The sequence below is a fragment of the Curtobacterium sp. MCLR17_031 genome, assembly GCF_003234775.2.
GTDB classification, from domain to species: domain Bacteria; phylum Actinomycetota; class Actinomycetes; order Actinomycetales; family Microbacteriaceae; genus Curtobacterium; species Curtobacterium flaccumfaciens.
The window spans coordinates 3766821-3789944 of sequence record NZ_CP126270.1 but is presented as its reverse complement, the minus strand read 5'-3'; the positions used below and the strand labels follow the sequence as shown (position 1 = coordinate 3789944).

At 67.3% G+C, this 23124-nt stretch carries 21 protein-coding genes; 16 read left to right on the top strand and 5 right to left on the bottom strand.

Going from position 1 to position 23124, the window contains the following annotated elements:
* Positions 1-514: 514 nt before the first annotated feature.
* The 8 genes from rpmH to DEI96_RS18015 all read left to right on the top strand — a co-directional run bounded on the left by rpmH (position 515) and on the right by DEI96_RS18015 (position 5504).
* The gene (gene rpmH, locus DEI96_RS18050) at positions 515-652 is read left to right on the top strand and encodes a 50S ribosomal protein L34 (RefSeq protein WP_022889115.1); all 138 of its coding nucleotides are present in this window, start codon (positions 515-517) and stop codon (positions 650-652) included.
* A 47-nt stretch (positions 653-699) separates the two neighbouring features.
* Positions 700-1050, top strand: a complete 351-nt coding sequence (gene rnpA / locus DEI96_RS18045; RefSeq protein WP_111022500.1) for a ribonuclease P protein component — start codon at positions 700-702, stop codon at positions 1048-1050.
* On the top strand, positions 1047-1427 hold the full coding sequence (gene yidD, locus DEI96_RS18040) for a membrane protein insertion efficiency factor YidD (protein WP_111022501.1): 381 nt from the start codon (positions 1047-1049) through the stop codon (positions 1425-1427). The genes rnpA and yidD overlap by 4 nt, the downstream gene beginning before the upstream one ends.
* Positions 1428-1435: 8 nt before the next feature.
* A complete protein-coding gene (gene yidC, locus DEI96_RS18035) occupies positions 1436-2404 on the top strand; it encodes a membrane protein insertase YidC (RefSeq protein ID WP_027466913.1) in 969 nt (322 codons plus the stop codon).
* Positions 2405-2905 (top strand): Jag family protein, encoded by a 501-nt coding sequence (locus tag DEI96_RS18030; RefSeq protein ID WP_071248630.1) that lies wholly within the window; start codon positions 2405-2407, stop codon positions 2903-2905. It abuts the gene before it with no gap.
* A complete protein-coding gene (rsmG, locus tag DEI96_RS18025; protein WP_111022502.1) occupies positions 2902-3561 on the top strand; it encodes a 16S rRNA (guanine(527)-N(7))-methyltransferase RsmG in 660 nt (219 codons plus the stop codon). Before DEI96_RS18030 ends, rsmG begins: the two co-directional genes overlap by 4 nt.
* A gap of 81 nt (positions 3562-3642) precedes the next feature.
* The gene (locus tag DEI96_RS18020) at positions 3643-4536 is read left to right on the top strand and encodes a ParA family protein (protein WP_269149421.1); all 894 of its coding nucleotides are present in this window, start codon (positions 3643-3645) and stop codon (positions 4534-4536) included.
* Positions 4536-5504: a ParB/RepB/Spo0J family partition protein gene (locus DEI96_RS18015; protein WP_111022503.1), complete on the top strand. Its 969-nt coding sequence runs from the start codon at positions 4536-4538 to the stop codon at positions 5502-5504. The genes DEI96_RS18020 and DEI96_RS18015 overlap by 1 nt, the downstream gene beginning before the upstream one ends.
* 615 nt (positions 5505-6119) lie before the next feature.
* Here the strand turns inward: DEI96_RS18015 and DEI96_RS18010 are convergent.
* The 5 genes from DEI96_RS18010 to DEI96_RS17990 form a co-directional block, all read right to left on the bottom strand.
* Entirely contained in the window at positions 6120-7082 is a 963-nt protein-coding gene (locus tag DEI96_RS18010) for a D-alanine--D-alanine ligase family protein (RefSeq protein WP_111022504.1), read from the bottom strand.
* A gap of 60 nt (positions 7083-7142) precedes the next feature.
* Complete coding sequence (locus DEI96_RS18005; protein ID WP_071404124.1) at positions 7143-8447, bottom strand: aminotransferase-like domain-containing protein; 1305 nt, start codon at positions 8445-8447, stop codon at positions 7143-7145.
* A gap of 150 nt (positions 8448-8597) precedes the next feature.
* Positions 8598-8924, bottom strand: a complete 327-nt coding sequence (gene trxA, locus DEI96_RS18000; protein ID WP_111022505.1) for a thioredoxin — start codon at positions 8922-8924, stop codon at positions 8598-8600.
* A gap of 66 nt (positions 8925-8990) precedes the next feature.
* Positions 8991-9989: a thioredoxin-disulfide reductase gene (trxB, locus tag DEI96_RS17995; protein ID WP_071404123.1), complete on the bottom strand. Its 999-nt coding sequence runs from the start codon at positions 9987-9989 to the stop codon at positions 8991-8993.
* A gap of 94 nt (positions 9990-10083) precedes the next feature.
* On the bottom strand, positions 10084-14247 hold the full coding sequence (locus DEI96_RS17990) for a DUF6049 family protein (protein ID WP_220039105.1): 4164 nt from the start codon (positions 14245-14247) through the stop codon (positions 10084-10086).
* 127 nt (positions 14248-14374) lie between these two features.
* On the opposite strand from DEI96_RS17990, the gene DEI96_RS17985 reads away from it, so the two are divergent.
* From DEI96_RS17985 to DEI96_RS17955, 8 genes are all read left to right on the top strand, one after another.
* Positions 14375-15814 (top strand): CCA tRNA nucleotidyltransferase, encoded by a 1440-nt coding sequence (locus tag DEI96_RS17985; protein ID WP_111022563.1) that lies wholly within the window; start codon positions 14375-14377, stop codon positions 15812-15814.
* A 176-nt stretch (positions 15815-15990) separates the two neighbouring features.
* Positions 15991-16374 (top strand): 30S ribosomal protein S6, encoded by a 384-nt coding sequence (gene rpsF / locus DEI96_RS17980; protein ID WP_027466903.1) that lies wholly within the window; start codon positions 15991-15993, stop codon positions 16372-16374.
* Positions 16375-16377: 3 nt separating this feature from the next.
* Positions 16378-16947: a single-stranded DNA-binding protein gene (locus tag DEI96_RS17975; RefSeq protein ID WP_027466902.1), complete on the top strand. Its 570-nt coding sequence runs from the start codon at positions 16378-16380 to the stop codon at positions 16945-16947.
* Positions 16948-17047: 100 nt separating this feature from the next.
* Positions 17048-17305 carry a 30S ribosomal protein S18 gene (rpsR, locus tag DEI96_RS17970; RefSeq protein WP_017887834.1) on the top strand — a complete coding sequence of 86 codons (258 nt, stop codon included), beginning with the start codon at positions 17048-17050 and terminating at the stop codon, positions 17303-17305.
* Between the two features lie 14 nt (positions 17306-17319).
* The gene (gene rplI, locus DEI96_RS17965; protein WP_027466901.1) at positions 17320-17772 is read left to right on the top strand and encodes a 50S ribosomal protein L9; all 453 of its coding nucleotides are present in this window, start codon (positions 17320-17322) and stop codon (positions 17770-17772) included.
* Between the two features lie 569 nt (positions 17773-18341).
* Positions 18342-19706, top strand: a complete 1365-nt coding sequence (gene dnaB / locus DEI96_RS17960; RefSeq protein WP_031260130.1) for a replicative DNA helicase — start codon at positions 18342-18344, stop codon at positions 19704-19706.
* A 1652-nt stretch (positions 19707-21358) separates the two neighbouring features.
* The gene (locus tag DEI96_RS18105; RefSeq protein ID WP_181440451.1) at positions 21359-21853 is read left to right on the top strand and encodes an SLATT domain-containing protein; all 495 of its coding nucleotides are present in this window, start codon (positions 21359-21361) and stop codon (positions 21851-21853) included.
* On the top strand, positions 21850-22683 hold the full coding sequence (locus tag DEI96_RS17955) for an SMODS domain-containing nucleotidyltransferase (protein WP_146246852.1): 834 nt from the start codon (positions 21850-21852) through the stop codon (positions 22681-22683). Before DEI96_RS18105 ends, DEI96_RS17955 begins: the two co-directional genes overlap by 4 nt.
* The last annotated feature ends 441 nt before the right edge of the window (positions 22684-23124 follow it).

Here is a 23124-nt window from a genome sequence, read left to right as displayed (position 1 = left end):
GTCGCGCTCGTCTCCAGGGGTCGTGTCGTGCGTTCGCTGTCGGACGAGGGTGCGTCCTGCGGGGTCGGACATGCCGTGGCGTCCTCGGCGACCGCACTCGGGACCAGGTCGTCGCCGGCGGATCGTCGGTGGCTCCGGGGGCTTCGTCGACGCCTCGTTGCCGCGGAGGTTCCCACAGGGTTGTCCACAGTGTTGTCCACGACCACCTCGAGCCGTCGGACAGGAGTACTTCCCTGTCGTACCGGCCATCGGGGCGATCGATCACACCACTGTAAAGGACCGGACCGAGTCCCACCGAACGGAAGTTGTCCCCAATGTGGAGAATGGCCTCGAGCGACGGCAGACCCGACGCCGCCGTCGCAACCGGTCCGGGCGGGGTTTGACCTGCTCGCCGCTGTCACGTACCGTTAACCAGTTGACTGCGGCCCTTTGGTCGCGCCCATCTGCGTCGTTCGACACCCGGACGGCTACACATACGTGACGGCTCGCCGCGAGCAGCCGTGTGGAGAACATCATGAGCAAGCGCACCTTCCAGCCGAACAACCGCCGCCGCGCCAAGAAGCACGGCTTCCGCCTCCGCATGCGGACGCGTGCCGGCCGCGCCATCCTGTCGGCGCGCCGCGCCAAGGGCCGTACCGAGCTCTCGGCCTGATCAGGCTCATCGCCTGATCCGGTCCTCGGTCTGACCCCGGCGTCGCAGTGTTGGCCAGCGCCAACCGCATCGTGCGCGGGGATGACTACCGGAACGTCGTGCGTCGTGGTCGCAAGAGCGCCACGGCGCACGTCGTCGTGTCCGTGGTCCGTCAGACGGCAGACCGCAACGGACCGACGCGGTTCGGCTTCATCGTCGCGAAGACGGTGGGGAACGCCGTGACCCGGAACCTGATCAGGCGGCGGCTGAAGGCGATCGCGCACGACCTGCTCGCCGAGACCCCCCAGGGCTTCGACGTGGTGGTCCGTGTACTGCCAGCCGCATCGCAGGCCGGATGGCCTACCCTGCTCGAAGACGTCACGCGCTCCTTCGCGCGCGGGGTGGAGAAGGCAGCATGAACCGCACTCTGTGGACCCGGCTTGCCTGGGTCATCGCGTTGCTCCCACGCAACGCGTGCGTCGTCGTGCTCCGGGCCTACCGTGCGGTGATCTCCCCGCTGTACGGCAACGTCTGCCGCTACCACCCGTCGTGTTCCCGGTACGCCCTTGATGCGATCCAGCAGTACGGCGTCGTCCGCGGATCCGCCATGGGCGCCTGGCGCATCGCCCGTTGCAACCCCTGGGCTGCTGGTGGCATCGACGACGTCAAGGAACGCCGTCACCCGTTCGTCGTCAACCGGTTCGGGTTCGTCCTCGCGCCGATCCCGCAGCATCCGCAGCCCGCGGTCGGAACGGTTCGGCCGGTCCTGCTCCCCCAGCGCACTCGAAAGGCGTAGCCGTCCCCATGGACATCATCGGAACGATCCTCTGGCCGCTCAAATGGGTGGTCTCGGCCATCCTCGTCGGCTTCCACTGGATCTTCGAGAACATCGGCATGGACCCGAATGAGGGCATCACGTGGGTGCTCTCGATCATCTTCCTGACGTTCGTGGTGCGCGCAGCGCTGATCCCGATCTTCGTGCGGCAGATCAAGTCGCAGCGCCGCATGCTCGAGGTCGCGCCGCAGCTCAAGAAGATCCAGGACAAGTACAAGGGCAAGAAGGACCAGTTCTCGCGTGAGGCCATGAGCCGCGAGACGATGGCGCTCTACAAGGAGACCGGGACCAACCCGCTCAGCTCCTGCCTGCCGCTGCTGCTGCAGATGCCGATCTTCTTCTCGCTGTACTCGGTGCTCCACGAGGCCCAGATCAACAAGACGGGCATCGGCCTGCTCACGAACGACCTCGCGGCGTCGTTCGGCAACGCGGCCCTGTTCGGTGCGCCCCTGCACGAGACGTTCACGAACGCCTCCGGCTGGGAGGTCCGTGCGATCGCAGGCTTCATGATCGTCGTGATGACGGCGTCGCAGTTCATCACGCAGCTGCAGCTCGTCGCCAAGAACATGTCGCCGGAGACCAAGGAGTCTCCGATGTACCGCCAGCAGAAGATGATGCTGTACATCCTCCCGCTGGTCTTTGTGATCTCGGGCCTGAGCTTCCCCCTCGGCGTCATGTTCTACTGGCTGGCCTCGAACCTCTGGACGATGGCGCAGCAGTACTTCGTCATTCGCAGCATGCCGACCCCCGGCTCCGAAGCCGCTCTGGCTCGTGAAGCCCGCCTGGCCAAGAAGGCACAGCGTCGCGGAACGGCCACCCCGGTGCTCGCCGAGGCCGGTGCCGGCGCCGGTGCGACGGAGATCGAGCCCGTGCGCGTCACCACCCAGCGTCAGCAGCCGGTCGGCAAGCAGCGCCAGAAGAAGAACGGGAAGAAGTAAGTGACCGAGCAGGACACCGCAGGCGCCGTCGAGACGACGGACACCGAGACCGAGGACGCCCGCGACGAAGCGGACATCGCAGCGGACTACATCGAGGAGCTCCTCGACATCTGCGACCTCGACGGCGACATCGAGATCGAGGAACGCGCCGGTCGCGTCTACCTGTCGGTCACCGATGACGGCGAGGCACTCCGCGTGCTGTCGAAGCCCGACACCGTGACGGCGCTGCAGGAGCTCACTCGGATCGCCGTGCAGGCGGAGACCGGAGAGTTCAGCCGGCTCATCCTCGACGTCGGTGGCTCGCGGGACGCCCGTGCTGACGAGCTGCAGCGGCTGGTTGACACCGCTGTCGAGCGCATCGAAGCCGGTTCGTCGTCGGCTGCGCTCCCCCCGATGTCGTCGTACGAGCGCAAGCTCGTGCACGACCTGGTCGCTGAGAAGGGCTTCCACTCGGAGTCCGAGGGTGAGGGTCGGGACCGCCACACGGTCGTCACCCGATGACGGACGCACCCGTCCCGACCGATGCAGCGCCCGTGCTCGAAGTTGAGCCCGCGGCGGCTGCAGCACTCTTCGGTGACCAGATCGAGGTTGCGCGCTCGTTCACCAACGAGCTCGCGCGGCGGGGTGAGGAGCTGGGCCTGATCGGCCCGCTCGAGCAGCCTCGCTTATGGACGCGACACATCCTCAATTCTGCGTTGCTCGCACCCCTCCTGGAGGCCCGGGGTCGCGTTGCCGACGTCGGTTCGGGTGCAGGGTTGCCGGGTCTCGTGCTCGCGATCGCCCGTCCGGACGTCGAGTTCGTCCTCATCGAGCCGATGGAGCGCCGGACGGATTGGCTCCGGGCTGAGTCTGACCGGCTCGGTTTGCAGAACGTCACGGTGCTCCGTGGCCGTGCCGAGGACGTAGCGGACGACGTCGTGGTCGACCAGGTCACTGCACGCGCCGTCAGCGCCCTGTCGAAGCTCATCCCCCTCACCGTGCCGCTGGTCCGCTCGGGCGGCCAGCTCATCCTGATGAAGGGTGCGCGGGTCGATGAAGAGATCGAGAAGGCCCGCAAGGTCATCCTTCGGAAGCGCCTCTCTGATGTCGAGGTGCTCGAGCTCGGAGAAGGTGTTGTCGACGAGACCACCCGCGTCTTCCGGGCTACAGTTGACTGACGCTGCGGCTCGGGCCGGGTCATCCGGCCGCCAGTGGCTCCGCGTTCCACGTGAAACATCGAACCGGGGAAGAGGCACTCGTTGAGTTCATCGACCGATTACGACGCGTCGACACCGCTCGCTCGCGAGATCGCCGACCTGAACCGTCGCCGGCGCGCGATCGCCACGCAGCAGTTTCCGCTTCCTTCCGAGACACGGATCATCACCGTCTCCAACCAGAAGGGTGGCGTCGGCAAGACGACGACGACCGTTAATCTGGCAGCGGGTCTCGCCCATGGAGGCGCCCGTGTGCTCGTCATCGACCTGGACCCGCAGGGCAATGCCTCGACCGCGCTGGGTGTCGATCACCAGGCCGAGGTCGCGAGCATCTACGACGTGATCGTCGACGAGGCACCGATGGCCGACACCGTGCAGGCCTCCCCCGAGTCGGACACGCTCTGGTGTGTGCCGGCCACCATTCACCTCGCCGGCGCCGAGATCGAGCTCGTGTCACTGGTGGCACGTGAGCAGCGTCTCCGGACGGCGCTCGACATGTACCTGCAGTCGCTGGACGAGCCGTACCACTACGTCTTCATCGACTGCCCGCCGTCGCTGGGCTTGTTGACGATCAACGCCTTCGTTGCCGCACAAGAGGTACTCATCCCGATCCAGTGCGAGTACTACGCGCTCGAAGGGCTGAGCCAGCTGCTGCGGAACATCGAGTTGATCGAGCGACACCTCAACCCGAACCTCCGAGTCTCGACGATCCTGCTGACCATGTACGACGGCCGCACGAACCTGGCGAACCAGGTGGCGAACGACGTCCGGGAGCACTTCGGTGACCAGGTCCTCAAGGCGATGATCCCCCGCTCCGTCCGCGTGAGCGAGGCACCGAGCTACGGGCAGAGCGTCGTCGCGTACGACGTGAACTCCACCGGGTCGCTGTCCTACTTGGAAGCGGCCGCCGAGATCGCAGCACGAGGAGCGAAGCACTGATGGCACCGAAGCGAACTGGACTCGGCCGAGGCATCGGCGCCCTGATCCCGACGGCGACCGATCAGCAGGACCGTCCCGTCGATGTGTTCTTCCCGACGGGTGGCTCGCCGGCATCCGCTCCGACGGCAGACGAGTTGGTGGCCGTGCCGGGAGCCCGTCTCGCCAACCTCAATCCGCTCGACGTGATCCCCAACGCGCAGCAGCCGCGGAAGGAGTTCCGCGAGGAGGAGCTCCAGGAGCTCGTGCATTCGATCCGTGAGATCGGTGTCCTGCAGCCCATCGTGGTCCGGCCGATCCCTGGCGCGACGGGCACCGAGCCGCAATACGAGCTCATCATGGGTGAGCGCCGTCTGCGGGCCACGAAGGAACTCGGCCTGAGCACGATCCCGGCGATCGTGAAGGACACCCCCGACGACGCGATGCTGCGCGACGCACTGCTGGAGAACCTCCACCGGGCGCAGCTCAACCCCTTGGAAGAGGCGTCGGCGTACCAGCAGCTCCTCGCGGACTTCGGGATCACCCAGGAACAGCTCGGACAGCGTATCGGTCGATCGCGCCCGCAGATCACGAACACCATCCGACTCCTGCGGCTCCCCTCCCCCGTGCAGCGGCGAGTGGCCGCAGGCGTGCTCTCTGCCGGACATGCTCGTGCCATCCTCGCCGCTCCGGACGCCGAGGCGATGGAGTACCTGGCCGAGAAGATCGTCAACGAGGACCTGTCCGTGCGCGCGGCTGAGGCGATCGCGCAGCAGCTGTCAGCCAAGACGCCGGCCACGAAGCCGAAGCCCGAACCGTCGAAGCGCCAGGCACACTTCAACGATCTCGCTGAACGGCTCGGTGATCGCCTCAACACGCGGGTGAAGATCGCGGTCGGTGCTCGCAAGAGTTCCGTCACGATCGACTTCGCGAACGGCGACGACCTCAACCGGATCCTCGGTGAGCTCGGGGTGGAGGACCTCGAGGGCTGAACCATCTTGTTCGCGGCGTTGTGTGGCGCTGTGAGCCCCTGCGACGGTCGGGCCGGGGTCGATGGACCAGCGACTCCTGCGGAGCGGTCTTGCGGCAATGCAGCGCTCGGTAGGACGCCTTCGTCGGACGCGATCGGACGCAGGTGCGTTGGTGGTGACGTGACCACCGTCGGCTCGCCCTTCATGCCAGCGACCCGAGGGACGTTCTTCCGAGCGGTCGACCCGAGGTTCCCTGAGTTCGCTCTCGAGGTATCGCGTTCAGCTAGTCCGCTAGTCCAGAGCGGATGAACCGACGCTGTACCTCGGATTGCCGGTTGAGGGAGTCGAAGCTTGCGCACAAGGGTGTGCGGCAGTGAAACGCGCGGATTGACGTCAAGGCCTCTCCGATCGTCTGTTCACGCGGTTTGGGCGCCTCGGCGCCCGCCGAGCGCGCCGAGCGCCAACACCGGCGCTGAGTGAGGAGCGTCACGGCGAGATGTTCCACGTGGAACACGTCGTCTCGCAGAGCACGAGAGTCGCCTCAATGCCGCCGTTCCACGTGGAACATCACGGCCCGTCGCGGGGCAGGTAAAGAACACGTGCCGGTGTTCCACGTGGAACATCGGTCAGCAGCAATCAGGCGCGGTGATCCCGGATGGCCTGCTCGGCGAGCTCGGCGTAGGTCCAGCCGAGGTCGAAACCGGACGCGGTCAGCGCCTGCGGCAGCAGTGACGTCTCGGTGAGCCCGGGGAGCACGTTGGCCTCGAGGAACCAGGGCGTCCCGGCCCCGTCGATGATCAGGTCGACGCGGGACAGATGACGGAGTCCCAGAGCTACGTGCGCGGCCACCGCAGCCTCCGCGGCTGCTCCGGCGAACTCCTCGGACAGTCGTGCGGGGGTGTAGAAGGTCGTCTCCCCCGCGTTGTAGCGCGCCTCGAATCCGTAGATGCCGTTGCGCGGCACGATCTCCACGGCGGAGAGCGCCACGGGGCCGTCCCCGGTGTCGATGATCCCCACGGCGACCTCGGTGCCGCGGATGAGCTGCTCCACCACGACGTCGTCGCAGTAGGTGTAGGCCGTCACCATGGCCCGGGGTAGGTCCTTGACGTCGTCGACCAGGGTCACGCCCTGTGCGCTCCCGCCTCGCGCCGGCTTCACGGCGAGTGGCACCGGGTGCTCGGTGGCGATGGCCTCGAGGACGCCGACGGCACCGAGCTCGCGGAAGACATCGTGGGACAGTGTCACCGAGCGAGGAGTGCGGACGCCGGCGCGGGCGACCAGCGCTGACGCCGTGGGCTTGTCCCATGCCAACCGAGCCGACGTCGAACGTGAGCCGACGAACGGGATGTCCACGGCCTCCAGGATGCCCCGCAGGGCCCCGTCCTCACCGGAGGCGCCGTGCAGTGCCGGCCACACGACGTCCGGGCGTGATTCGGTGAGTGCCGGCAGGAGCATCGCATCGGCGTCGCGCAGGTCCACCCGCCAGCCGTAGCCGGTCAGTGAGTCGGCGACTCGACGACCGGAGCGGAGGGAGACGTCGCGTTCGTGCGAGATGCCTCCGGCGACGACGACGACGTGACGACGGGTGAGCTCGGTCATGCGGGGTCCTCCGGTGTGGAACTGCGGTGCTGTGCGATCAGTACCGAGGAAAAGCGCTGATCAGGAGATGTTCGGGGGCGGTGCGCTGACGGACGACGTCTCGCGGACCACGGTGTTCGGGCGGGTCGTCGGGCCGAACGTCTCGATGAGTTCGAGTTCGTCGTTGACGACGTTGGCGAGACGCTTGACGCCCACCCGGATCTGCTCGGGCGTCGGGTAGCAGAACGACAGGCGGATGTGTCCGCCACCGCGTCCGTCCGCGTAGAAGGCCGTGCCGGGTGTGTAGGCCACGAGCTCCTTGACCGCGCGCGGCAGCATGCCCTTGGAGTCGAGCGACTCGGGCAGGGTCAGCCACACGAAGAAGCCACCGTTCGGCTTCGTCCAGGAGAGGTCGGGCAGGAACTCCCCCAGTGCGGACAGCATGGCGTCACGGCGCTCGGCGTAGATGCCCCGGAACGTGTCGACCTGGCCTTTCCAGTCCGCGGCGTCGAGGTACGCGTTCACGACGTACTGGCCGAAGGAGTTCGGCGCGAGCACGGCCGACTCGTTGGCGAGCACGAGCTTCTCGCGGATGGCGTGCGGCGCGAGTGCCCAACCGACGCGGAAGCCGGGTGCGAGGGTCTTCGAGAAGGAGCCGAGGTAGACCACGCCCTCTTCGTCGATCGATCGGATCGCCTGCGGAGCGGGCTCGTCGAACCAGAGGAGCCCGTACGGGTTGTCCTCGAGTACGAGGATGTTGTTCGACCGGCAGATGTCGAGCACCTCGATGCGGCGCTCGCGGCTCATCGTGACGCCGGCCGGGTTGTGGAAGTTCGGGATCGTGTAGAGGAACTTGATCCGCTTGCCCTGGGTACGGAGGTTCGCGATGGCTTCGCGCAGCGCCTCGGGGACGAGACCGAGCTCGTCCGTCGTGACGTGCACCGTCTCTGCCTGGTAGGACCGGAAGACCCCGATCGCGCCGACGTAGGACGGCGACTCGGCGAGCACGACGTCACCCGGGTCGATGAAGAGCCGTGTGACGAGGTCGAGGGCGTGCTGCGAGCCCGTGGTGACCACGACGTCCTCGGCGCTCGCACGGATGCCCTCGAGGCTCATGACGTCCACGATGTGCTCACGGAGGGACCGCAGGCCCTGTCCGCCGCCGTACTGGAGCGCCATGGCGGAGTGCTCGTTCATGACACGGTCCAGAGAGCCCGTGACGAGCTCTCTGGGGAGTGCGGAGACGAACGGCATGCCGCCGGCCAGCGAGACCACTTCGGGGCGCGAGGCGACGGCGAACAGGGCTCGGACCTCGGAGGCGCTCAGCCCGGCGGTCCGCTGGGCGTAGGAGTCGTACCAGGGGTCGAGGCTGTTGCCGTTCGTCATCGAGTGCTCCGTTCAGTGGGACATTCCCGCCACACTACGACATCGGCCCGGGGAACCAGGGTTCCGCGACGGGGCCGATCGTCATCCGGTGGCTCCGGACGAGAACGGCCCCGCTCTCCGGGGAGAGCGGGGCCGTTCGGGTGGGGCGACCTACGCGAGGAACTCGGCGAGGTCGGCCTCGAGCGCGGGCTTCGGCTTGGCGCCGATGACGGTCTTGACGACCTCGCCGCCCTTGAAGACCTTCATCGCCGGGATCGACGTGATCTGGTAGTTCATGGCCGACTGGGGGTTGTCGTCCACGTTGAGCTTCACGATCTCGATCTTGCCGGCGTGCTCTTCGGCGATCTGGTCGAGGATCGGCGAGACCGCGCGACACGGGCCACACCACTCGGCCCAGAAGTCGACGAGGATCGTCTTGTCGGACTTGAGGACCTCGTTCGAGAAGGTGGCGTCGGTGACAGCCTTGGCGTTGGACATGTGTGCTCCTTCGAGAAGTCGTTCAGGGGGTACAACGGCGATGCCGTCGTGGTATTCCGAGGCGGGTCAGGCGCGGGCGGCGATGACGTCGACCATGGCGGGCTCGGTCGGGGCGACGCCCTCGGCCTCGTCCGTCAGTGCGTCGTCGAGCTCGGCGAGGTACTTCTCGGCGTCGAGTGCGGCGACCGTGCCCGAACCGGCAGCCGTGATGGCCTGACGGTAGGACGGGTCGATGACGTCACCGGCGGCGAAGACACCCGGCAGGTTGGTCTTCGACGAACGGCCCTGAACAGCGATCGTGCCCTCGGGCGCGATGTCGATCTGGCCGTGGATCAGGTGCGTGCGCGGGTCGTTGCCGATCGCGATGAACAGGCCGTCCAGCGCGAGCTCGGACTCCTCGCCCGTCACCGTGTCCTTCAGCGTGACGCCCTCGACCGCGGAGTCACCCGTGATGCCGGTGACCTCCTTGTTCCACGCGAACTCGATCTTCGGGTCGTTCATCGCGCGATCCTGCATGATCTTCGACGCACGCAGGGAGTCCTTGCGGTGGATGACCGTCACCTTGTCGGCGAAGCGGGTGAGGAACGTCGCCTCTTCCATCGCGGAGTCGCCACCACCGACGACGGCGATGTTCTTCTGACGGAAGAAGAAGCCGTCGCAGGTCGCGCACCACGAGACACCGTGGCCGGACAGGCGCTCTTCGTCGGGGAGGCCGAGGTGACGGTACGCGGAGCCGGTGGCGTAGATGACCGCGAGGGCCTCGTACGTCTCGCCGGAGCCGACGGTGACCTTCTTGACCTTGCCGGTGAGGTCGACGGAGACGGCGTCGTCGTACAGGACCTCGGCACCGAACTTCTCGGCCTGTTCCTGCATCTTGATCATGAGGTCGGGGCCCTGGATCCCCTCGGGGAAGCCCGGGAAGTTCTCGACCTCGGTCGTCTTGGTGAGTTCACCGCCCGTCTCGACACTGGAGGCGACGATGAGCGGCTTGAGCTCTGCGCGCGCTGCGTAGATGCCGGCGGTGAACCCGGCCGGGCCGGAACCGATGATGATGAGCTGGCGCATGCCTGATTGCCCTTCCGTTGCGTCTGACCGGGTCAACCCATCGTACCGGCGAGGCATTCCACACGCCCCGTGAGCGTGCGGTGCGCGGCTGGGATCAGCGGCCGAGCTTGCTGCGGAGCATCCGGACGGCGTTGCCGATCTCACCGTTCTTCGCGACGACGAGGGCTCCGAAGTACACGGCTGCCATCACCGCGCCGGCGAGGACGAGGGTGATGGCCGCTCCGGTGAAGTCGGCCATCGCGAAGCCGCTCGCCGAGAACGACCCGAAGAAGTTCACGACGAGGAGTCCCACGACGCCCGCGATGAGCGCGGCGATGACGAACTGCACGTGCGAACGGGTGACCACGGGTCCTTCGATGCCACCGAGCCGCTTGCGGACGAGCACCAGGGCGACGATCGTCTGCGCGGTGCCCGCGAGGGTGGTGCACGCTGCGATCGCGACACCGATCGCCTCGTTCGGGAGCGTGCTGACCGCGAGGGCCCCGATCACGAACAGCACCGACTGGACGCACTGCATGAGGAATGGCGTCCGGTGGTCGTGCATCGCCCAGAAGACGCGCTGGATGATGAACAACATGCTGAAGAGCACGAGCCCCGGCATGTAGGCCAGCAGGACCGCGCCGATCGACAGCGCCCCGTCGAAGGTGTTGGAGAACATGCGTCCGAACGGCACGGCGACGACCATCAGCGCGATCGAGGCGAAGACGGTGAACAGTCCGACGATCCGCAGCGAGAGCGACAGGTTCTTCCGCACGGCGTCGAGGTCGCCGCGTTCCGCGTCGTGGCTCATCCGTGTGAAGTACGCCGTCGCGATGGAGACCGTGATGATCGAGTGCGGCAGCATGAAGAGCAGCCAGGCGTTCTGCAGCACCGCGTTGCCCGCCGCACCGGAACCCAGCGATGCGACGCGCGACTGCACGATGCCGGCCAGCTGGGTGACGAGGATCATCGCGAACAGCCATCCGGCCGCCGTGCCCGTCGACTTCAGGCCGACGCCACGCCAGCGGAAGTCAGGTCGGAAGCTCAGGCCAGCCCGGCGCCAGAAGAACGGCAGGAAGGCGGCCTGAGCGAGGACGCCCAGGGTCGCACTACCGGCGAGGACGGCGATCTTGAGCGGAGTCCAGTCGTCGACGCCGGAGTTCGCGGCCCTGCCGCCGAACATGGCGATGAAGACGACGAGCCCGGCGATCGAGATGACGTTGTTGATGAGCGGCGCCCAGGTGAACGGGCCGAACACCTGCTTCGCGTTGAGGACCTCGCCGAGCAGGGAGTACATCGCGTAGAAGAGGATCTGCGGCAGGCACCAGAACGCGAACGCCACTGCGAGGTCGATCTGACCGGGCGTGAACCCCTTGCCCTCACCTGACGCGGTCTGCGCGTACACCTGCACGAGCAGTGGGGCGATCAGGGTGGCGACGACGGCGATGACGATGAACAGGGATCCGCCGAGCGTCACGATCTTGTTGACGTAGGCCGTGCCACCGTCGGTGTGCTGCTTCATCGCACGCACGATCTGCGGGATGAGCACGGCGGACAACAGGCCACCCGCGATCAGCGCGTAGATGTTGTTCGGGAGCTGGTTGGACACCGCGAACGCATCCGCCGCCGGTGACTGCGTCTGCCCGATCGCGTACGCCAGCACGAAGGTCTTCGCGAAGCCGAGGATGCGGGACAGCATCGTGCCGGCGGCCAGCATCGCGCTCGCCCGGCCGAGGCTGCGCTCGGCGACCGGCTCGGCGTCGACGTCGGGCTGGGGCTGGCTGGTGCTGATGGTCGGCTCCTCGGGGTCGCGGTCGTCCGCGACGGTGTTGCGTGCTGCGTCGGACGGGAGGCGCGGCTCGGCTCCGGCGCGCGCGATGGCGTCCTGCAGGGGGCCCTGGTCCACCGCCGCGGTTGTCTCTGCAGCCGGCGCTGCAGCCGGGGCCGCGGCCGCCGCTCCGGTGGCCGTGCCGGCCGTGGACGCGGCCACGCTGGGTGTGGAAGCTGCTCCGGAGCGGTGATCCGTGCCTCCAGGCCGGGTGGTGGACGCCTGCGCGCCCCCGACCGTCGGCTGGACCGCAAGGGGGCGGTTCGGGTCGTCGTCGTCCTCGTCGTCGAGCTCGCCGTTGCGGCGGCGGATGCGCTTGCGGATGCTGCGGAAGATGCCGAAGCCGAAGATGCCGATCAGGGCGATCGCGGCGGCCGCGGTGATGACCGTCTCCCACTGCGCCTGCACGTTCAGCTCGACGGTCGCGGGCTCGGCCACGGCGACGCCGGTGGGGCTCGAGAGCGACATCGTCAACTCCACCTTGCCGTTCGCGACCGACTGCACGGGGACGGTCGCGCGGGTGGATGAGTCGGGCTGGATCTCGACGAGGATGTCGTTGCGGACCACACGCAGCGCCGAGTTGGACGGCTGCACGGACAGGTGCACCGTGACCGGGTAGTCGGAGCTGTTGCGGATCGACACCGGCAGGGACGACCGGTCGCCGAGCAGGGTGAGGCTGCTCGAGTCGACGATCCCGACCTCGGTGGTGCTCTTCGCCCAGGCGGCCGTGCGGGCCTCCACCGCGGCGGCGAGGCCCTGGTCGTCGTCGCGCCACGCGTTCGAGGCGAGCGCGAGCAGACGGAGCCGGGCGGGCGCGGTGAGCTGGTTCGGGTCGCCGAGGATCGTCGCGAACGCGGAGAGCCCCTGTTCCCCCCGCACGAGTCGCTGCAGCTGGTCGATCCGGGCCTCGCCGGTGGACGCGCTGGCGAGCGTGAGCGACCCGGCGACGGCCTTCGAGGCGGTGGAGAGGTCGGCCGGGGCGACCCAGGCGGTGCTCTCGAGGGCGTCCAGCGCCTGGCTGAGCCGGGTGGAGTCGGACGGCCACTCGCGCCCGAGGGTCAGCAGGATCGGTCCCGTGGCGGTGGCGGCACGGGCCGAGGTCGCCAGTGTCGCGGTGAGCTCGGACATCGTCGACGACCAGGTCTGCCGGTCGGTGGCGGCGGCGGCTCGGCGGAGCATCGACGACATCGACTGGTCGGAGACGAGCACGTGGTCGTCGCCGATCTTCTCGGACGCGGTGATGGTGGTGTCCGCGCCGGCCGAGGTGTTGCCGCTCGAGACGATGGTGGTCTTCGTGCCGGCACGCTCGAGGGCGGGCAGGTCGGCGGAGGACACCGTGCCCTCGGTCGGCCAGGCGATCGAGTCCATCGAGTACGGGAAGTCGAGCAGGGACTCCGTGGTCGGCAGCGTCTCCTGCGCCTGGTCGGTACCGTCGTCGGTCGTTGTGCCGTCGCTCGAGGCCTCGGTGGGGGCCGGCGACGAGGTCTGCCCCGGCGTGGCCGTCGGTGTCGGTGCCGGGGTCTCGGCGCCGGGGAAGTTCTCGGACTTGACGGACTGGTCGAGGGAGATCGGCGACAGGATGCCGTCGGACCCGGCCTGGCGCAGACCGGTGACGTCGGCGTCGGCGTACGACAGCGCGAAGGTCTCGTTGCGCAGTGCTTCGAGACGCTGCAGCCAGGTGATCGCGCTCGACGGGGCGTTGTCGCCGAGGATCCGGATCGAGGCGATGATCCGCGGGTCCACCGCCACGGCGACGTTGTGGTCCTCGGCGGCGTCGAGCTGCTGCGTGAGCGTGCCGTCCACCGAGGTCGCCGCGGCCAGCACGGGGGCGGTGAGGATGCCGTCGGTCGACTTCGGCACGGTGATCGGCATCGCGACGGAGACGCTGACCGGGGCCTGTTCGAAGTCCGGGTACCAGGTGATCGCAGAGCGGTCGACGGCGAAGGCGTCGCCCGCCGTGTACTCGGCCGCGATGCGCCGGGCTCCGAACGAGGAGTACCCGCCGAGTGCCACGTTGCCGGAGACGATCTCGACCGAGTCGATGGTGATCGAACGGTGCGCCGGGATCGCCGGGATGTCGACGGAGTCCATCGGGGCGCCGAGGTAACCGGTCGTGGTGGTGTCGTTGAGCCAGCTCGCCAGGACGTCGCGCGTGCTCACCGAGCGGAAGATGTCGAACTCCGCGGTGCCGGCCGGCAGTGCCGCGTCGGTGTCGTTCGTGACGGTGACCGACAGGGTGAGGTCCTGGTCGCGCTGGACGACGCCGCGGTTCGCCGGGGCGATCGAGATGGTCGCCTTCCCCGCGTCTGCGGCGGCCGGATCGGCGACGTGGCTCTTGGCGGTGGACGCCGTGGCGGCCGAGGCGTGATCGGTGGCGACGGGCGCGACGACCAGGCCGAGCGCGACGAGGGTCGACGCGGCTGCGGCGAGCGTGGTGCGGAGCATCTGCATACGGGGAGCGGGCCACGGGGTCGGTTCGGGCCGAGCACGAGTGTATGAGGCGCGACCATGAACAGGTCCCGTGCGCGCGCGGCTTGTGGAGAACTCGGGGCCTCGATCTGGGAGGATGAGCACCGTCATGCAGTCCGTTGCCCAGGCCGTCGAACGACTCGACGCACTCGCCACCACCGAGCCCGTCGACCTCCTCGCTCGGGCCTTCGCCGACGCCGGACACGAACTCGCCCTCGTCGGCGGCCCCGTCCGTGACGCGTTCCTCGGCCGTCCGGTGACCGATCTGGACTTCACCACCGACGCCCGGCCGGACGACATCCTGCGGATCGTCGAGCCCATCGCGAGTGCCACCTGGGACGTCGGTCGACAGTTCGGCACCATCGCCGCACGGGTCGCCGGCGAGCAGGTCGAGATCACCACGTACCGCAGCGACGTCTACGACGGCGAGACCCGCAAGCCCGAGGTCGCGTTCGGCGACACCATCGAGGACGACCTGCTCCGTCGCGACTTCACCGTCAACGCGATGGCCCTGCGGCTGCCGGACCGCGAGCTCGTCGACGTGCACGGCGGCGTCGAGGACCTGCTCGCCGCACGGCTCCGGACGCCCCAGACCGCAGTCGTCTCGTTCCGCGACGACCCCCTGCGGATGATGCGCGCGGCACGGTTCACCTCCCAGCTCGGCTTCACCGTCGACGACGACGTGCGGGCCGCGATGCAGGACCTCGTCGCGTCGATCGACATCGTGTCCGCCGAACGGGTCCGCGACGAACTCGTCAAACTGCTCAACACGGACGACCCGGTCCCCGGCCTCCGGCTGCTCGTCGACACCGGGCTCGCCGAGCGGTTCCTGCCCGAGCTGCCCGAGATGCGGCTCGAGGTCGACGAGCACCACCACCACAAGGACGTCTACGAGCACTCCCTCACCGTGCTCGAGCAGGCCATCGGGTACGAGGCCGAGCGGCACGCCGGCGATCCCCCGGACACCGTGCTCCGGCTCGCGGCGCTGCTGCACGACATCGGCAAGCCCGCGACGCGCAAGCTCGAGCCCGGCGGCGCGGTGAGCTTCCACCACCACGACCTGGTCGGTTCGAAGATGGCGAAGAAGCGACTCCGTGCGCTCCGCTTCGACAACGACACCATCGCCGCGGTGTCCCGCCTGATCGAGCTGCACCTGCGCTTCTTCGGGTACAGCGAGGGCGCCTGGACGGACTCCGCCGTCCGCCGCTACGTCCGCGACGCCGGACCGCAGCTCGAACGGCTGCACGAGCTCACTCGATCGGACGTCACCACCCGCAACCGCCGCAAGGCCGACCGGCTGGCGTTCGCCTACGACGACCTCGAGGACCGCATCGAGGTGCTGTCCAAGCAGGAGGAGCTCGAGTCGATCCGTCCGGACCTGACCGGCGACGACATCATGCGGATCCTCGACATCCCGCCGGGGCGTGCCGTGGGCGAGGCCTACCGGTTCCTGCTCGAGGCCCGGATGGACGAAGGACCCCTCGGGCCGGAGACGGCCGAGGAGCGCCTGCGCGAGTGGTGGAGCGCCCGAGGCGACGCCGACGCCTGAGACGCGACCGCCTGCCGGGCGGAACCGCTCTCCACAGGCCGGTGGCGCGCCTCCAGGCAGTCCGGTAGGCTACCCAGGTTGCCCCTCGCGTACCTGCGTGGTCTGGGGCACATGCATCAACCCTCCTGCCCCGGGAACCGCCCGGGGCCGCTGAGACCAGAGGAGGTGGGTTCCGCATGCACCAGTACGAACTGATGGCGATCCTCGACCCCGAGATCGATGAGCGCACCGTCGCTCCCAGCCTGGACAAGTTCCTGGCCGTGATCCGCAACGCGGGTGGCACCGTCGACAACGTGGACGTCTGGGGCCGTCGCCGGCTCGCTTACGAGATCGCGAAGAAGTCCGAGGGCATCTACGCCGTCGTCGACTTCACGTCGTCGCCCGAGGCCGCCAAGGAGCTCGACCGTCAGCTCGGTCTCTCCGAGGCCGTGCTCCGCACGAAGGTCCTCCGCGCTGAAGAGGGCATCGCGCAGGTCGCCGCCCAGAAGCAGCGTGACGAGGCTCGTGCGGCCCGCAAGGCCGCCAACGCCTCCGCGACCGCGACCGCGAGCGCCGAGTAACCCGTGGCCGGCGAAACCGTCATCACGGTGGTGGGCAACCTCACCGCGGACCCCGAGCTGCGCTACACGCAGAACGGGCTCGCCGTGGCGAACTTCACCATCGCGTCGACTCCTCGCACGTTCGACCGTCAGGCGAACGAGTGGAAGGACGGCGACGCGCTGTTCCTCCGCGCGAGTGTGTGGCGCGAGTTCGCCGAGCACGTGGCGGGGTCGCTGACGAAGGGCTCGCGCGTCATCGCGCAGGGTCGTCTGCGTCAGCGTTCCTACCAGGACCGTGAGGGCCAGCAGCGCACGAGCATCGAGCTCGAGGTCGACGAGATCGGCCCGTCGCTCCGCTACGCGACCGCACAGATCACCCGCGCAGCGGGTGGCAGTGGCGGCGGTCGTGGCCAGGTCGGCGGCGGCGCCAGCGCCCCCGCGGGCAACGGCGGCGGCAACTGGAACAACAACGGTGGCGGTCAGTCGGACGCGCCCTGGTCTCCCCAGGGCGGCCAGCAGGGTGGCGGCAACGCACAGTCGAACGACGTGTGGAGCACCCCCGGCGGCAACTTCGACGACGAGACCCCGTTCTGATCGGAGCACGCAGCGCCGCCTGACAGCGGCAACTGCGAGTTCCGGGCTGATCCTCAGCGTTCCGACGGACACACAACTTTTCTTCTAAGGACAAATCACTATGGCTGGAAAGAGCACCGGCGACCGCCGGAAGCCTCGCGGCAAGGGCGGCAAGAACGCTGCTCCCGCGAAGTCGATCAAGGTCGGCGTCATCGACTACAAGGACGTTGCGACCCTTCGCAAGTTCATCTCGGAGCGTGGAAAGATCCGCGCCCGTCGCATCACCGGCGTCTCCGTCCAGGAGCAGCGCCTCATCGCCCGTGCCGTGAAGAACGCCCGTGAGATGGCGCTCCTCCCCTACGCCGGCTCCGGCCGCTGATCGGAGGTCGACACATGTCGAAGCTCATCCTCACCCACGAGGTCTCCGGCCTCGGTTCCGCTGGTGACGTCGTCGACGTCAAGAACGGCTACGCCCGCAACTACCTCATCCCCCAGGGCTTCGCTGTCGCGTGGTCCAAGGGCGGCGAGAAGCAGGTCGAGTCGATCCGTGCCGCGCGTACCGCGCGCGAGCTCGCCACCATCGAAGAGGCACAGGACCTCAAGATGAAGCTCGAGAACGCGACCATCACCCTGTCGGTCAAGGCCGGCAAGGACGGTCGTCTGTTCGGCTCCGTCCGTCCGGGCGACGTCGCTGACGCCGTCCAGGCGCAGGGCGTCGGCTCGCTCGACAAGCGCAAGGTCGAGGTCCCCGCGACCATCAAGACCGTCGGTGACCACGAGGCCACCGTGCGCCTGCGCGAGGACATCACTGCCGTGATCTCGCTCAAGGTCGTCGCTGCCAAGTAGCACTGACGTTCCGCTCCACGACGGGCGGGTCTCCTCCGGGAGGCCCGCCCGTCGTTGCGTTCCGGGGGCGGTCGCGCGGCTTGTCCCACGGCTGTCGCCGACATGGTCACGGGCCTGGAGGCGCGGCTCGACTCGGGCTGGCTGGTTACGCTTTAGACGGGGTCGCGCTGGCTGGGAACAGGCCGAGAACTCTTCCCACAGGAGGGGTGCTTGTCAAGTCGTTTTACACAGTGGAAACGTGTCAAATCGGAACCTTCAAGGGGTACTTGAACCCCACTTTTCCACACATGGTGTGAAACAGGAAAGCCCAGGTCAAGCGGTCGAAAGTGTGTTCGTACGGGTCTTTTTCCACAGGCGCGTCCACAGTTCTCCACACAGCGCTCCGGCGTGTTCCGCAGGCTCTCCACAGAGTTATCCACAGGGCCGTTTGTTGGGGATAACTCTGGGGCCGTACGTTGGCCCAGCGACTCGGGGATGTCGGTTGCCGGGGGTAGAAACAGGGGTGCGGGTTCCGTCCGGTGGGTGCTGTCCCGCCGGTCCAGGTCCGTGTCGTCAACAGAGGAGAGCGTGTGTCGATCGCACATCTTGAGCCCGCACCGCAGGACTACGCGGAGCGCGGCATGGAACGCACCCCGCCGCACGACATGCTCGCGGAGCAGTCGACCATCGGTGGCATGCTCCTGTCGAAGGACGCCGTCGCCGACGTCATCGAGACCGCCCGTGGCGTGGACTTCTACGTTCCCAAGCACGAGGTCATCTTCGACGCCATCCTGTCGCTCTACTCGCACGGTGAGCCCACCGACGTCATCGCCGTCACCGACGAGTTGACCAAGACCGGACTGCTGTCCCGCGCCGGCGGCGCCGAGTACCTGCACAGCGTCACGAGCATGGTGCCGACCGCCGCGAACGCCGGCTACTACGCCGGCATCGTCGCCGAGAAGGCGGTGCTCCGCCGCCTGGTGGACGCCGGCACCCGCATCGTCCAGATGGGCTACGCGTCCGAGGGTGAGGTCACCGACCTCGTCAACAGCGCGCAGGCCGAGGTCTACAACGTCGCCGGTGGTGTGCAGACCGAGGACTACGTCCCGCTGACCGACGCCATCTCGGCCGCGCTCGACGAGATCGAGGCCGCCAAGGGCCGCGACGGCCAGATGACCGGCGTGCCGACCGGGTTCGCGCAGCTCGACGGCCTGACGAACGGCTTCCACCCCGGACAGCTCATCATCGTCGCTGCCCGACCTGCCCTCGGTAAGTCGACGCTGGCGCTCGACCTGTGCCGCGCCGCCGCGATCAAGCACGACCAGACCGCCGCCTTCTTCTCGCTCGAGATGGGTCGCGCCGAGATCGCCATGCGTCTGCTCTCGGCCGAGACCAGCGTGCCGCTGCAGAACATGCGCAAGGGCACCGTGGACTCCCGCGACTGGACCACCATCGCGCAGACCCGCGGTCGCATCAACGACGCCCCGTTCTTCATCGACGACTCCCCCAACATGACGCTCGTCGAGATCCGCGCCAAGTGCCGTCGACTCAAGCAGCAGCACAACCTGAAGCTCGTGGTCATCGACTACCTGCAGCTGATGACCTCGGGCAAGAAGGTCGAGAGTCGCCAGCAAGAGGTCTCCGAGTTCTCGCGTGCCCTGAAGCTGATGGCGAAGGAGCTCCAGGTTCCGGTCATCGCCCTGTCGCAGCTGAACCGTGGTCCGGAGCAGCGTGCCGACAAGAAGCCGGCGATCTCCGACCTCCGTGAGTCCGGCTCCATCGAGCAGGACGCCGACATGGTCATCCTGCTGCACCGCGAGTCGGCGTACGAGAAGGACAACCCGCGTCAGGGTGAGGCGGACCTGATCGTGGCGAAGCACCGTAACGGACCGACGGACACCATCACCGTGGCGTTCCACGGGATGTTCTCGCGGTTCGTCGACATGCCGCAGTAGGCGCGTGTGTGCGCGCAGCCTCAAAGTGTCGCCTGAGCGCGCAAAGTGTCGCCTTGTGGCGGAGCGACAGTTTGTATGCGCAGGCGACGCTTCGACGGCAGGAGACATGACGAGGCACTGGGACGCGACGGCGCCGACGGCTGTCGGTGTCCCAACTAGATGGTCTCCCCGCCCAAGAGATAGTCCGTTCCAGTGAGACGGACCGCTTATGCGGCGGACGATGAGCCAAGGATCGGATCGACATCGTGAGGGTTCCGCCCTACCTACCCGCGCCGGCGTCTGCGCCGTTCACTGGAGCACCCAGGAGCTTCGCCCTCGACCCCGAGCCTCGACGTCGCCGTACCCCAGACCCCTGGGCAGACTTTGAGGTGTGGTGTGCACGGCGCGAGATCAGTTCGTTGCCCGCTTCGGGCCCGGTTGTTGCAAGTTATCTACTCGATCGGTCCCGGGAAGTAGACGACTCAGGCGCACTCTCTCATTCGGCTGGACGGCTGAAGAGTTGGGTCGATGTTATCGACGCAATCCACGTGGAAGCAAACCTTCCCCGGATCAGATCCGCTCCACCGGTGCCTGCCGTTCTCTCTAGCCTCATCCGATACCAAAATCGCATGAAGCGTCAGTCCTTCCCGGCGGTGAACGCGCTTGAGGGTGTGCTGGAAGCTATCGAAGTCTCTCTTGAGGGAGCCGATGGGGACCGCGCCCGGGCGTTGCTCCTCATCGGAGCAGTCGGAGGATTGACATACGCGAGCCTGGCAGGTTTGCGGGTAGGCGATGTGATCGCAGACCCCGGGGACGGCCTTCGAGTTTCGACGTCCTCCGCTAACATCATTTGGATACCCGTAACTCGGCAGGCCGAATTCTGCGCCGCATGTGCTTTCGTCGGGTGGTACGCCCAAATTGCGCCCCGGGCAGAGCCCCTGGCGAATGCCAGGCGGTTCGATCATCTCTGCTTGGTTGCCGCCACTTCGTCGGCGGCCGGGCTAGAGAAGTCCCCCTTGTTTCGTCGGTTAGGGACGAGACACGTAGAGGCTCTCAAGGTTCAGGATGTTGCGTCGATCCTCGACGAGGTACTGCAACGCGCCGGTCAGAGCCGGGGCGAGTTAGACGGTCTCCGTGATGAGCTACTGATGGCTGACATCGTCTCCTCTTTGTAACCTCCCGCGACCAGCCCGTTGGCACACGAAGCCGCAGAACCATGACGGTGACGATTTGTGGGATGTTCTCGCGAGCCGCGAGCCGCGAGCCGCGAGCCGCGAGCCGCGAGCCGCGAGCCGCGAGCCGTGTCGTCCGCCAGCTAACTTGTCCTACTGCCACGTAACGTGTCCTGAAATACGGAGTTAGACAGGTTGTTTGGCAGCGCGGACAGCCACATCGACTAGTGCCAGGCTCGGCCATCGTGCGCCGGAAGGCGTCCATATAGCGTGCGTGAACTGAGATAGTCCGCGGACCAACTAGGTGAGGCAGGGTTCACTCCAGAGCAGGGCGTAGGAGTCCGAAGCCCCCGCAGGCATCTCCTGGCTCACTGGCGGACCGGCTATCGATACGGCCAAGTGGCGGCCTGACCACGTCATGCCGGTGGTCCGCGAGAGAATCAGTACCGCCTTGCAAACCGGCGGACGGAGGGGCGGCTCTTGACGAGTGACGATGGAGGAGTGCTCGCTCAGATCGGCGCGGAGGCGTCGCGTCTTGAGGAGAACGCAACGTTCGGTCAGCAAGGCAACTTGGAGGCGGCAAAGGGTTGGAGCTTGGCAGGGTGGTCACTCGGCAGTGTGATCGCTGCTGGAAGTGCTGTCGGAGGAGTGCTGACCTTCGCTAGTGGTGAGTTGCAGTACGTAGGAGGTGCGCTCGCCCTCGTCGCGGCGGCTGCGACGGGCGTGCATGGGACGCTGAGGCCGTCCCGACGATCTGAGCGCGCAAGGATGGCAGCAGTGCAATTCGGCGCGGTGCGTGATCGCGCACGTCGGCTGCGAACGGTAGATGTGGTCAGCGGCGATGACGTGGATGCCTTGCGGCGCCGGCTGGATGCGGTAGGGGACGAGCTCACAGCAGCGAGCCGGGCAGCGGATCCCACGCCCCGGTGGGCGTACTTGCGGGCGAAGCGCAACATAGAAGTCGAGCACGGCCAGGCGCATCGAGTCGACCAATGACGTCTCCGAGCGGATACCTGGACGAGCAGATCCGAGCGATGACTCCGTCTCCGGAAGATCGGTCCGCCGCGAGCGCGAACCGTTGGTCGATCGAAGCAGCGGTGAAGGGGGAACTGGACGCGTTCCGGATCTTCGAGACCGGCTCCTGGTCACATGGGACGGCGGTGCGGGTTTGGAGCGACGTTGACTACTTCGTATCCATGCGGCACGTTCGACCGGCGCAAAGCTACGACGATCTGGTCAGGCTGAGGCGAGCTCTCGCCGATCGGGTTGGCTACCGCGCTCGATCTGTCACGATCCGCAGACCAGGAGTCACCATCGACTGGTCCGATGGACCTACTACGGAGATCATCCCAGCCCACATCACCTCCAATGACGACTACTGGATCCCGGACCCGCAGGGCAGTGGGTGGATCAAGTCCAACCCGGCGAAGCACAACGAGTACGTAAACGAGTCCAGGGATAAGGTTGCGCGCGCCAAGGAGTTCGTCCGGCTGGTCAAGCTGTGGAAGTACCGGCGGAGCGTACCTATCACGTCCCTGTACCTTGAGCTACGCGCTGCGAAGTATCTGCGGGAGCACCCACCGTTCCACGTTGTGTACGACTTCGCGGGCTTCTTCCACCACCTCGACTCGTTAGGGCTGGCCGCGATGAACGACCCGAGCCGGTTCGATGGTCGGAGGATTCCCGCTGCGAGCGACTCATCATTACCGGCAGCTCGCAGCGCTGTCACTAGTGCACGAATCCATGCCGATTTTGCTACTTCGTATCTGGGTTCGAATGACCCCCTGGCAGTCGGTCATCTAGCCAACATCGTCGGCTTGTCCTGACTCTCCTTTCACGGCTCCTGCGGCGCTCGGTCAAGGTCGACGCGCGCTGGGTAGAGTCGGAGTTCCGATGCGCTCGCGCGTCCGTGCATCGATCCATCTTCGGGCACCGTCTGTCTCGGCCACTTCCGAGCCCGGTCCTTGCGCGACCACTGGAAGAGCCACCCTGCGAGCATCGCGCCACCCACGAAGGTGAAGATGACCCCAGCGACCAGGTTCCATCCGACCGCCAGCAGTACGACGCCGACCACCAGCAAGATGCCCCCGAAAAGCAAGTTGTACCGCGCGCGAGCTGGCCGATCGTCGTCGCCGGAGGCCTTCACCACTCGAGCGTTACTGGAGCGGTGAAGCGCACGGCAGTCGATCGGCTTCCGAGACGACGAAACCGGGGAGCAGGTCCGTATCCACTTGGAGGTTCCGCCCGACTGGACCGCAGCGATGCGA